An 11,989-nucleotide genomic window follows, 5' to 3' on the forward strand; every position below is an offset into this window, starting at 1 on the left:
TGTAATCAACCCTTTCCGTCGTCCCTCGTCTTTTTATTAAGCAAATACCGTGCCAACTTTCAAAAGTGGTCTTACCAATAATGAAAACGCATTCAAAACACAGTAAAATCAATACTTTGGAAAATAACAAAAGATTCTGTCTTATTTTGTCGCTTTTTGTATACCATGCAATAAATTGCACGGTACGCAATTTATTGCATGCTATTTTTTGCACACTCATACTTTTCTAGCTTGTAATATAAATTTCGAACCGAAATTCCTAACGCTCTTGCTGTTTGTGTTTTATTTCCACCAAATCTCTCTAAATATTCATGAATGATATTCCCTTCAAACTCCGTCACTAAATGCTCAAGTGGCTTTTCTTCTAACTCAGGCAATAAATGAGCTTGTTTTGACTCCACTTGCTCTTCGTTATGTAATGGCGGTAAATGTTGTACATCAATATAGGTCTCGTTATAATTCATAAAGATAATAGCTCTCCCCAAAATATTTTCAAGTTCCCTCACATTCCCTGGCCATTCATATGATTGTAAATATGAAATAGCAGAATTAGTGAGCCCCTCTATATTTCGGCCATAATCTTGGTTGATTTTTTGAATTAATCTGTCTGCGATTGCCGGTATATCCTCTTTACGCTGACGAAGAGATGGGATTTGAATTGGAATTTTATTTAATCGATAATATAAATCCTCCCTAAACTTCCCTTCTAGAATGGCTTTTTCTAAATTCACGTGCGTCGCTGCAATTACTCTGACATTGATAGGGATCGCTTTCGTTCCACCAACTTTTACAATTTCTTTCTCTTGCAAAACGCGAAGGAGTTTCGCTTGCGTATTTGCAGATAGTTCCCCTATTTCATCTAAAAAGATGCTGCCGTTATTCGCTTCCTCAAAGAATCCACGTTTTCCCCCTCTTTTCGCGCCAGAAAACGCCCCTTCCTCATAACCAAACAATTCACTTTCTAACAACGTCTCCGAAATAGCTGCACAATTTACACGAACAAACTTATTATATTTCCGATTACTTCCATTATGGATAGCATGCGCAAACAATTCTTTACCTGTCCCTGACTCCCCGCGTAACAACACTGTTGCTGGTGTATTCGCCCCCAGTTTCGCCTGTTCAATAGCAGCCGTTGTTTCATCTGAATTTCCGACAATGTCATCAAATGAATATTTCGCTTCTAACGTTCGAATAATTTGCCTTGCTCTATTCAGTTCATTTGTTAATTTTTGAATTTCTGATACGTCGCGAATTACACCGACGCTCCCTTTCAATATTCCATCCACAATAACTGGTGCTACGTTTACAATTACATCTCGCTTTTTTTGTCCGATTTTCATATGTATGCCTCGTACCGCCCTACGCGTTCGAAGTACTTTCATATGCATACTTTCACCTTCTACAATATCAGTTGTAGCCGGCTTTCCAATAATGTCCTCTTCTGTTAAACCTGTTAATTTCGTATATGCAGGGTTAATTACTAACCCTCGACCTTTTTCATCCACGACCGAAATGGCTTCCTCAGACGAGTTAATAATCGCCTCAAGTAACGTTTGAATCTCCTTTAAATCTGTAACTTCTTCCGCAAGATCTACAACCTCTGTTATATCTTTAAAAATCGCAAATGCCCCTTGCACTTCTCCTCCCTCTTTTAATATTGGAATACGGGTTGTAATAATTTTCTTTCCATTCTCAAGCGTCAGTTCATAATTTACTTCTATTTGTTTCGTACGTATAATACGAAGCAACTTACTAGTCGGAATAACTTCTAAAATATATTTCCCTACCGCATCTTCTTTTTTATATCCGATAATACGTTCTGCACTTTTATTGAATAGGCGAACTTGTCCTTCTTGATCAATCACTATCATACCGTCATGCGTAGAGTTTAAAATTAAATCACCTTGCTGCGTTTGCTCTTCTAACTTTCCAATTAAATTTTCCTTCTCATGTGCTAATCTCGTAACAATTTTTGCAATATCACCTGGTATAAGAAGAGTATCTTTATGCTTTTTCTTTAATAAATCTTTATGTAAATCATCGTCACCTGTCATATCAAACATTACATCAATGTGCATAGAAAGAAACGGAGTCACACTCTCTCCAATTGCAATCCCGTATTCCTTTGCCATCTGTAACCCTTTTGCTATCGGATTTATATCAATAATCCCTATAATTTGAAATATATTCGAACTCTGTAACAGACGCAGCAGTGTACTACCACCTTCACCTGCACCAACAATTAAAACTTTTTGTTTCATATATTACACTTCCTCTCGGAGTATCTCTGCAAAATTTTTCACACCCTTATCTTACTCGTTCAGCCCCCTCTTGACAAACCCCCTTTTCATATAACATCATTAAAATAAACAAAATAATCTGAAAAGGAGCGTTTATATGCAGCGTTACCTTGCTCTATTATTAGCACTCATCCCTATTTCATTAGCTGTGTTTGGCATTAAGTTAATGAGAGATACCGTATTCGGGATTTTATTTCCTCCACTCTCTATACTATGGTTACAATTTTTAATCGGGGCTCTCTGCTTCGCGCTCGGATTTTATATCTTTGGTGGTTTCGTCTTACACCGAGATCGTAAACGAAATAAAGTACAAGCTCGCTTTCGAAGATAGGAAAGCCCTACTATTTACAAATAAAAAAATGAGACCGTTACAAGCGGTCTCATTTTTTTATTGGCAATAATGTTCTTGCCGTTTCAGGATAATCCGTAATAATCGCCGAAATATTCATATCAAAATATTTACGCATAAGTGTTTCTTCATTAATTGTATAGGGCCGAACCTCTACATCACTTTCCATCGTTAGTTCGGCAACAGCATCTTGAAGATAACGATAATTAGGATGCACTGCTGTAGCCCCCATTTTTTTTGCATATGCCCACGGACTATGCAAACCTTCGCGATATAAAATCGCTGTTTGAATATCTGGAGCCATCATATGACACCTTTTCATACTGTAATGATTAAATGAAGAAAATATAACACGATTTTCTAGATTAAATTTCCGTACAAGCGTTATAACTTCTTCTTCTAAACCTCTGTATGGAATTTTATTATTTTTAAGTTCAATATTAAGTAACAACTCTGTTTTTTCAATCCATTTTAACACCTCTTCTAAAAGAGGTATTTTACAAAATCCTACTTTATCACCAAATTTATAACTCGCATCTAATTTACATAAATCCTCATATACATAATTTCGAACCGCACCTTTTCCATTCGTTGTCCGATTCACTGTTTCATCATGAATGACGACAACCTTTCCGTCTTTCGTTAATTGAACATCCAGCTCAATTCCATCTGTCTTAAAAGATTCAGCTGCTTCAAATGAAATCATCGTATTTTCTGGGTACGTTCCCGCTGCACCACGATGCGCAAATATAAGAGTCATCCTCACTCCCCCAATCTTATGCTATACTATACGAAAAAGGAGGTACTTCTATGAGACCATTACAAATTTCTCCAGACACTGCAGTCCGCCTATCAAAAGCACTAGGTGTTCCACTTGAACAACTTATGCATATGCCGCAGCACATTTTAATTCAAAAGTTAGTTGAATTGGAAAAACAAAATAAAGACGAAGAATAATACAGTCCTGTTTCGCAGGACTTTTTATTATTTTCTATTATATCATGGATGGCTTCCTTGCTAAAATCCCTCATTGGATATACCATGATTCAATTTAACCTTCACTTCGAACATGTACAATAAAATGACCAACGAATTCTAACATTCATTGGTCATTAATTAAAAAGTTCATTGGTTTTAAATTTACTATCGAGTATACATTTCAAGAATTATTAAGCTTTATTAAAACTTAAATCCCTTACTTCTTCTATTCTCAGCTAGCCTTATGTTCAAGTCTCAACTTATCCGCAACCATTGCGATGAACTCAGAGTTCGTAGGTTTTGCTTTTGACATAGATACTGTATAACCGAATAAGGACGAAATAGAATCGATATTCCCACGACTCCATGCTACTTCAATTGCGTGACGGATTGCACGCTCGACACGGCTTGCTGTTGTATTATATTTCTTCGCGATATCTGGATACAATACTTTCGTAATAGATCCCAGTAATTCGATGTCATTGTACACCATAGAAATTGCTTCCCTTAAGTACATGTACCCTTTAATATGAGCAGGCACACCAATTTCATGAATGATACTCGTAATGCTTGCATCTAAGTTTTTCGGTTTTCCATCTACTGTTGTTGCTGATCGGAAAGATGGCAGTGGACGTTTAATAGTAGCGTTCGCTTTACCGCTCACTTGACGAATATGACTCGTTAAATTCTCCATATCAAATGGTTTTAATATGAAATATGACGCACCTAAGTCAACTGCTTTTTTCGTCACATCTTCTTGTCCAAACGCTGTCAACATAATTACGCTAGGCTGTCTTAACCTTTCAATATGGCGCATTTTCTCTAGTACAGCTAACCCATCTAAATGTGGCATAATAATATCTAATACAAGTACATCCGGCTGCTTATCTTTTAATAAATTTAAACACTCTTGACCATTATAAGCAGTACCAATTACTTCCATATCCTCTTGAGCAGCTACATAACTCTCTAGCATTGATACTAATTCTTTATTATCATCCACAAGACATACTTTAATTTTCTCCACAGCTTTTCCTCCCTTACCGAATCGATTCTCCGACATGTGTATCCTTCTAGGCTACATGAATTGTTCGACAATTGTGTGAAAATTCCCTTTTAAAGTTTGTTACTTTCCGATAAAATCACAAAAAAATATGTTTATCGTTTAATTATTCCTTTTCGCAACACATTCCATCATAGAAAAACAACGAAACGTTCAACCCTTTCCTTTTATTTTACAACAAAAAACACCTCTTGCGGAGCTTTTACAAAATTTCAACGAATTTTTCAATAGAAAAACGAGCTAATTATTAATTAGCTCGCTTTTCTTTCTTGATCATAAATGTTAATTCCAGCCTCATGTAACATCCATTCAATATGAACACCATATCCTGATGTTGGATCATTTACAAATACATGTGTAACAGCGCCAATTACCTTTCCATTTTGTACAATTGGACTTCCGCTCATCCCCTGTACGATACCACCTGTTTTCGCTAATAAACGTTTATCTGTTACTTTTATTACCATGCCTTTTGTTGCCGGAAACTTTTGCGGTACTGTACTCACAACTTCAATATCAAACGCTTCCACTTTATCTTGATCAATAACCGTTAATATTTTTGCTGGTCCTTCTTTTACTTGATGAGATAGTGCAATAGGCATTGCTTTATCCATTACGCCATTTGTCATATTTGTATTCAATTTGCCAAAAATACCAAATGGACTATTTATTGTAATATTGCCAATCACTTCACGATCAGGTGAGAACCTCGCTAATTTCTCCCCTGGATTCCCATGACTACCTCTTTCAATTGATGTAACTGTCGAACGCATAATTTGTCCATCTTCGACTTGAATCGGCTTTTTCGTATCATTATCAGAAATAACATGACCAAGTGCCCCATATTTCATAGAATCAGGATGAACAAATGTCATTGTTCCGATTCCAGCTGCCGAATCACGAATATATAAACCAATGCGATAAGACGATTCTCCACTGTCTTTTTGTGGTGTTAATTTAGTGCGGATATGCTTTCCATCCCTTAGCAAAACGAGATTAAGCGGTTCGCCTGTTTCCCCACTATTATGAATAAATGGTGCTACATCACTCATTCTTTCAATTGTTTTACCATTAATTTCAGTAATCATATCTCCAATTTGCACACCAGCTGTTTCACCAGGAGATACTTTCCCTTTTTCAGTTTGAATTAAATGATGGCCTACAACAAGTACCCCTTTTGTGTTTAACTTTACACCAATTGATTGTCCACCTGGAATAACTTTGAAATCTTTTAATACTCTCACATTTACTTTTTTCACTGGAAAACCAGCAAGCTGAAACACCATATCTGCTTCACCATTTTGATGAGAATTTACCATAAGTCCTTGTTTTTGTTCATTTGAACTTACTGTAAACACATGACGATCTGTAGATGAAGCTTTAAATACTGGTAATGAAGCTATTTCTGATTGTTGTCCTTCAAAAACAACAAGTTGCTTCGGAGATGAAATAAACGTCCGAAGCGGTTTAAAACACCCAATAAAAACTAAAGAAACAAGGAGAAAAATACCTATTATTTTGCGAAATCTTTCTAATTTCAATTTGTTCACTCTCCTCGCTCCTACCCCACATTCAGCCTTTTGGCTTCACTTTTTAATCTCTCCTTGCAATGCTTTATTTATAACCGGAAGAATTAAGAAATCATCATTTGAGAAAAAAAGCTATCCATTACTGGATAGCCTCTGCTGTCTGTTTAAAATGATGCGCTTGCGTAAGTAATTCTTTCGCATGTTCTGTCGTTAAATCTGTAATTTCCACACCAGAAATCATTCGAGCTATTTCTGTTACTTTATCCTCCATAGTTAAAACGGTAACTGATGTAATTGTTCGATCATTTGCTACTTGTTTTCGAATAAATAAATGCGAATCCGCCATTGAAGCTACTTGAGGTAAGTGCGTAATACAAAGTACTTGTGAGTTTACTGATACTCGATAAATCTTTTCCGCAATAGCCTGTGCGACCCGGCCACTTACACCAGTATCCACTTCATCAAAAATAACAGATGCAACACCTTGATGCTTAGAAAAAATGCTTTTTAAAGCTAAAATAATACGGGATAACTCTCCGCCAGAAGCAACCTTTGAAAGTGGTTTTAGCGGCTCACCCGGATTTGTTGAAATATAAAATTCCACATGATCGTAACCATCCGCTGTAAGTCTTACCGGTGCTCCCTCCACGAGAGGCTCTTCTGCATTTCCTTCTCGCTTCATAATTCTCACTTCAAATTTTGTTTTTTCCATATATAATTCTTTTAATTCCTGATGAATGGCATTTGTAAGATGTTCTGCAAGTTCATGACGCATATTACTTAACAACGTTGCTTCTTTCAGAATAACACTTTCTAATTCCTTCAACTGTTTCTTCGTCGTTTCAATATGAACGTCTTTATTTTCAATCGTAAAAATTTCTTGTTCAATTTTATCAGCATACGCTAAAATCTCTTCTACAGTATTTCCATATTTTCTCTTTAGCATACGAATTTCATTTAAACGCGTTTCAATTTCATCTAAGCGATTCGGATCATATTCCATCATATCGAGCTTTTCTCTTAGTTGATAGGCAACTTCTTCTAATAAATAATAACTATTGGCAATGGAATCATGATTTTCTTGATACACTTCATCTAAATGTGTAATACTCTCCATTTGTCCCATTGCGCTTCGTACATTATCTAACCCTTGTCCGTCAGCACTTAACGAGCGATACGCATCCCCTAATGCTTTGTAAATTTTTTCGAAATTAGAAATTTGCAATCGTTCTTCAGTTAAGTCATTTTCTTCATCTATCTTTAAATCCGCTTTACGGATTTCTTCATGCTGAAATTGAATTAAATCTAAACGATGTGCCATTTGTTGTTCATTTTCACTTAACGATTTCAACTGTTTTTTTAATTTCTCATAGTCAGCATATACGTTTTGGTATATATCTAATTGTTTAACGATACGCTCTCCATCAAAATGATCGAGCATAAATAGATGACGTTCTTCATTCATTAAGTCTTGCGTTTCGTGTTGTCCATGAATATCAACAAGTGTTTTTCCAATTTCTTTTAATACACTAAGGGTAACTAGTTTTCCATTTACACGACATACACTTTTTCCGTTTGCAGCGATATCACGCTTCAAAATAATCATGCCGTCTTCTATTTCTATATCCAACTCTTCTGCTTTTTCAATACATGGATGCTTATCATCTTCCACATAAAATAGCCCCTCTATCTCAGCTTTTTCTGTTCCGTATCGAACAAATTCTGCTGAACCACGGCCACCTACAAGTAAACTAATCGCATCAATAATAATCGATTTTCCGGCCCCTGTTTCACCACTTAAAACCGTTAATCCTTTTTGAAAAGAAATATTTAATGCCTCAATAATAGCAAAGTTTCTAATCGATAATTCCGATAACAATGCCCCATTCACCTCGTTATAAACTAATCCCCTATGAAGGGCTTTTCTCAGTTCTTTATTCAAATAGTCATACTATATGTTTGTATGTATAAATTACTTTTCTAACCGCTCCATTGTACCAAACATTTGTTTTACGGGTCAATCCACCTATTTCCTAATTTTATTCAAAGAAAATATTATATTACAATTAAGAATTCACGTTTTTAACCAATAAAAATATCCTGTTCGCTTTCCACTTTACAGAGGAAAGCAAACAAGATTTTTTGTTACAGCATATTTAAGAAACGATCAGAGACAACACCTGTATCTTCAGGTGTACGGCAAATAATTAAGCAAGTATCATCACCACAAATGGTTCCGATAATCTCATCCCACTCTAAATGATCAATAAGTGCCCCAAGTGAATGAGCGTTACCAGGCAATGTTTTTAGCACAAGCATATGTCCTGCCGTGTCTAATTTTACAAATGAATCCACTAGATTGCGTTTTAATTTTTGTAACGGGTTAAATCGTTGATCTGCTGGCAAGCTATATTTATAGCGACCATCATGTAATGGCACTTTCACTAAGTGCAATTCTTTAATATCGCGCGATACTGTCGCTTGCGTTACATTAAATCCCTCATTACGTAGAATATCAACTAATTCATCTTGTGTTTCAATTTCTTTGTTCGCAATAATTTCCCTGATTTTAATATGGCGCTGACCTTTATTCATACATTTGCACCTCACACTATCTCTTACCATAGTTTAAACATTGGTATACTTCACTTATTTATGTTAACTTATAATTCGTTACTTGTACACAATTGTTTTACAATCATTATACAATTACAACAAAAAGAGGAACAACATATGTTATTCCCCTTTCCCTTTTTGTTTTAGGACATCATGTGCCTCTGTAACTACTTGCTCAACAGAAACTGGAGAATGATTTTCGCCATTCTCACGTTCACCATGCCATTTCAGATGAATTAAAAATTCAATATTACCATCCCCGCCCGTAATTGGTGAGAATGTTAAGCCTTCTACGTCGTATCCTTCTTTTATAGCAAAGTCGACAATCATTTCTACGACAGCCTCATGTACTTTTCGATCGCGAACGATACCCTTTTTACCAACTTGCTCTCTTCCAGCTTCAAACTGCGGTTTAATTAACGCTGCTACATCCCCATTCGGCATAAGCATTGTTTTTAAAACTGGCAATATAAGTTTTAATGATATAAACGAAACATCGATACTAGCAAATTGCGGTAAACCACGTTCTAAGTCTGCTGGTGTTACGTAACGGAAGTTCGTTCGTTCCATTACGACAACACGCTCATCTTGACGCAATTTCCAAGCAAGTTGATTGTACCCTACATCTAATGCATAAGATAATTTCGCTCCATTTTGAAGCGCGCAATCGGTAAAGCCACCAGTTGATGAACCAATATCTATCATAACTTTATCTTGTAAATCAAGATGAAATGTCTCTAATGCCTTTTCAAGTTTATAACCACCACGGCTTACATACGGCATAACTTGCCCCTTCACCGTAATCTCTGTATCTTGTGGGATTTTCTCCCCTGGCTTATCCAATCTCATCTCATTCGCATATACAAGGCCGGCCATAATGGCGCGTTTTGCTTTCTCACGTGTTTCTATAAGCCCTCGCTCTACTAATAGTACATCTACTCTTTCTTTTTTCGCACTCATTTGTTACGCCCTTTTTTGTTTTGATGGAATCATTGTATGAATACGGTCTACAACAGCATCTGTCGTTAAACCGATTTCTTCTAATAATTTTGTTACACTACCGTGTTCTATGAAACGATCTGGAATACCCATTCGTTCAACTAACGCACTATGGTACCCGTTCTCAGACGCAAATTCAACTACTCCTGTTCCAAAACCACCAATTAAGCAAGCTTCTTCAATCGTTAAAATTGGTATATTTTTTCCTAAGAGATCATGTAAATATGCTTCATCCATTGGTTTAATGAAGCGAGCGTTCACTACTTTCACTGAAATACCAGCCTTTTCAAGACGCTCAGCCGCTTCCATTGCCATTGGTATTGTCGTACCAAATGTTAAAATAGCTGCTTGTGTACCTTCTTTTAACGTTTCCCATGAACCGATTGGAATCGCCTTTAATTCTTCATCCATATGAACGCCAAGTCCATTACCTCGCGCATAACGTAATGCGATTGGTCCATCTTCATATTGCATCGCCGTGTATACTAAATGTTGCCCTTCATTTTCATCTTTTGGCATCATAAGTACCATATTCGGCAAGTGGCGTAAGAATGAGATATCAAATACACCTTGATGCGTTTCACCATCTGCTCCTACTAAACCAGAGCGATCAATTCCGATGAAAACATTTAAATTTTGGCGGCATATATCATGAACAACTTGGTCATAAGCTCTTTGTAAAAATGTTGAATAAATCGCTAAGAATGGTTTCATACCTTGCGTTGCCATACCCGCTGCCATTGTTGTAGCATGCTGTTCTGCAATACCTACATCAATCATACGATCTGGGAATTCTTTTTGGAATTTCTCAAGTTTCGATCCAACAGGCATTGCAGGTGTAATTGCAACGATACGCTCATCCGTTCTCGCTAACTTAAGTACTGTTTCACTAACAACAGCACTCCATGCTGGTGCAACTTCTTTCGGTTTAACGAAGTCACCTGATTCAATTTTATAAGGTCCTGTTCCATGCCAAGTGCCAATAACATCACTCTCAGCTGGTTTGTAACCTTTTCCTTTTTTCGTAATAACATGAACAAGCACTGGGCCTTTGGTTTTCTTTGCATATTGCAACGTTTCGAATAACTTTTCATAATCATGTCCATCGACTGGACCTAAATATGTAAAGCCTAACTCTTCGAAAAAGACACCAGATACTAGTAAATATTTAAGACTATCTTTTATTTTCTCTGCTGTCGCAGCAACTTTCCCACCGACAGCTGGGATTTTCTTCAAAATATACTCTAGCTCATCTTTTACCCAATGGTATTTTCCTGCGGTACGTAGACGTCCAAGCACATTATGAAGCGCACCAACGTTTGGCGCAATTGACATTTCATTATCATTCAAAATAACAATCATGTCTGTTTTTTCATGTCCAATATGGTTCAATGCCTCTAAAGCCATTCCGCCCGTTAAAGCGCCATCACCAATGATTGGTATAACATATTCTTTCGTTTTCTTTAAATCACGTGCTAGAGCCATTCCCATTGCAGCAGATAATGATGTCGAGCTATGGCCAGTTTCCCATACATCGTGCTCACTCTCACAACGTTTTGGGAAACCACATAGACCTTGATATTGCCTTAATGTGCCGAATTCTTTTGCACGTCCAGTTAAAATTTTATGTACATAGGATTGATGTCCTACATCCCATAAAAATTTATCTTTCGGACTATCAAATAATTTATGCAGAGCAATTGTGAGTTCTACTACACCTAAATTAGGCGCAATATGTCCACCTGTTTGAGAGAGCTCTTCAATTAAAAACTTACGAATATCCTCACTCAATCCCTCTAGTTCACTGATAGACATCTCTTTCAAAAAACTAGGGTTTTGAATTTGCGTTAGATCCACATGGATCACTCACTTTCATTTCATAATCTGTCAACATGTCAAATATTATAAAAAACATTTACACAAAACAAGAAATTCTCTTTTTTTATTTTTCACCTTGTCCTGCTATTAACCAGTCTATTGCGCCCTAATCTTATTATAAACCATATTTCTTTAGGCGATGAAAAAAATAGCCGCTAACACGAAGTGATAACGGCAATGTAATCTACATATATTTTTGCCAATAACAAGAAAAGAAAAACCTTTTCCTACATTTATATCATAAAATGATGAATGACTCAACAAATGAAAACGC

General features: G+C 36.4%; 10 protein-coding genes. 2 read left to right on the top strand and 8 right to left on the bottom strand.

Going from position 1 to position 11,989, the window contains the following annotated elements; genetic code table 11:
* Nucleotides 1–191: 191 nt before the first annotated feature.
* Nucleotides 192–2,264, bottom strand: a complete 2,073-nt coding sequence (locus tag PDQ40_RS11710; RefSeq protein ID WP_270691424.1) for a sigma-54 interaction domain-containing protein — start codon at nucleotides 2,262–2,264, stop codon at nucleotides 192–194.
* A 136-nt stretch (nucleotides 2,265–2,400) separates the two neighbouring features.
* On the opposite strand from PDQ40_RS11710, the gene PDQ40_RS11715 reads away from it, so the two are divergent.
* Nucleotides 2,401–2,634 (top strand): DUF2627 domain-containing protein, encoded by a 234-nt coding sequence (locus tag PDQ40_RS11715; RefSeq protein ID WP_001190187.1) that lies wholly within the window; start codon nucleotides 2,401–2,403, stop codon nucleotides 2,632–2,634.
* 49 nt (nucleotides 2,635–2,683) lie between these two features.
* Here PDQ40_RS11715 and PDQ40_RS11720 read toward each other — a convergent pair whose 3' ends face one another.
* Nucleotides 2,684–3,412, bottom strand: coding sequence for a glycerophosphodiester phosphodiesterase (locus PDQ40_RS11720; protein WP_000172566.1), 729 nt, complete (start codon nucleotides 3,410–3,412; stop codon nucleotides 2,684–2,686).
* A gap of 50 nt (nucleotides 3,413–3,462) precedes the next feature.
* Here PDQ40_RS11720 and PDQ40_RS11725 point away from each other — a divergent pair, with 50 nt between their 5' ends.
* Entirely contained in the window at nucleotides 3,463–3,609 is a 147-nt protein-coding gene (locus PDQ40_RS11725; protein ID WP_001247671.1) for a YycC family protein, read from the top strand.
* A gap of 253 nt (nucleotides 3,610–3,862) precedes the next feature.
* On the opposite strand, the gene spo0A is transcribed toward PDQ40_RS11725, so the two are convergent.
* From spo0A to dxs, 6 genes are all read right to left on the bottom strand, one after another.
* Complete coding sequence (gene spo0A, locus PDQ40_RS11730) at nucleotides 3,863–4,657, bottom strand: sporulation transcription factor Spo0A (protein ID WP_014297988.1); 795 nt, start codon at nucleotides 4,655–4,657, stop codon at nucleotides 3,863–3,865.
* Nucleotides 4,658–4,944: 287 nt separating this feature from the next.
* Nucleotides 4,945–6,243, bottom strand: a complete 1,299-nt coding sequence (spoIVB, locus tag PDQ40_RS11735; RefSeq protein WP_002028467.1) for a SpoIVB peptidase — start codon at nucleotides 6,241–6,243, stop codon at nucleotides 4,945–4,947.
* A 118-nt stretch (nucleotides 6,244–6,361) separates the two neighbouring features.
* Nucleotides 6,362–8,101 carry a DNA repair protein RecN gene (recN, locus tag PDQ40_RS11740; RefSeq protein WP_000947749.1) on the bottom strand — a complete coding sequence of 580 codons (1,740 nt, stop codon included), beginning with the start codon at nucleotides 8,099–8,101 and terminating at the stop codon, nucleotides 6,362–6,364.
* A 266-nt stretch (nucleotides 8,102–8,367) separates the two neighbouring features.
* Complete coding sequence (argR, locus tag PDQ40_RS11745) at nucleotides 8,368–8,817, bottom strand: arginine repressor ArgR (RefSeq protein ID WP_001032581.1); 450 nt, start codon at nucleotides 8,815–8,817, stop codon at nucleotides 8,368–8,370.
* Between the two features lie 141 nt (nucleotides 8,818–8,958).
* Nucleotides 8,959–9,798 (bottom strand): TlyA family rRNA (cytidine-2'-O)-methyltransferase, encoded by an 840-nt coding sequence (locus PDQ40_RS11750; RefSeq protein ID WP_001274742.1) that lies wholly within the window; start codon nucleotides 9,796–9,798, stop codon nucleotides 8,959–8,961.
* Between the two features lie 3 nt (nucleotides 9,799–9,801).
* Nucleotides 9,802–11,694, bottom strand: coding sequence for a 1-deoxy-D-xylulose-5-phosphate synthase (dxs, locus tag PDQ40_RS11755; protein WP_000366458.1), 1,893 nt, complete (start codon nucleotides 11,692–11,694; stop codon nucleotides 9,802–9,804).
* Nucleotides 11,695–11,989: the final 295 nt, after the last annotated feature.

This window comes from Bacillus cereus group sp. Bc061, assembly GCF_027715825.1.
In the GTDB taxonomy this organism is placed as follows: Bacteria; Bacillota; Bacilli; order Bacillales; family Bacillaceae_G; genus Bacillus_A; species Bacillus_A paranthracis.

Excerpts from the sequence above, each read along its gene's own strand:
- PDQ40_RS11710 (WP_270691424.1), bottom strand. The coding sequence starts at position 2,264 with ATGAAACAAAAAGTTTTAATTGTTGGTGCAGGTGAAGGTGGTAGTACA.
- PDQ40_RS11715 (WP_001190187.1), top strand. The coding sequence starts at position 2,401 with ATGCAGCGTTACCTTGCTCTATTATTAGCACTCATCCCTATTTCATTA.
- PDQ40_RS11720 (WP_000172566.1), bottom strand. The coding sequence starts at position 3,412 with ATGACTCTTATATTTGCGCATCGTGGTGCAGCGGGAACGTACCCAGAA.
- PDQ40_RS11725 (WP_001247671.1), top strand. The coding sequence starts at position 3,463 with ATGAGACCATTACAAATTTCTCCAGACACTGCAGTCCGCCTATCAAAA.
- argR (WP_001032581.1), bottom strand. The coding sequence starts at position 8,817 with ATGAATAAAGGTCAGCGCCATATTAAAATCAGGGAAATTATTGCGAAC.
- PDQ40_RS11750 (WP_001274742.1), bottom strand. The coding sequence starts at position 9,798 with ATGAGTGCGAAAAAAGAAAGAGTAGATGTACTATTAGTAGAGCGAGGG.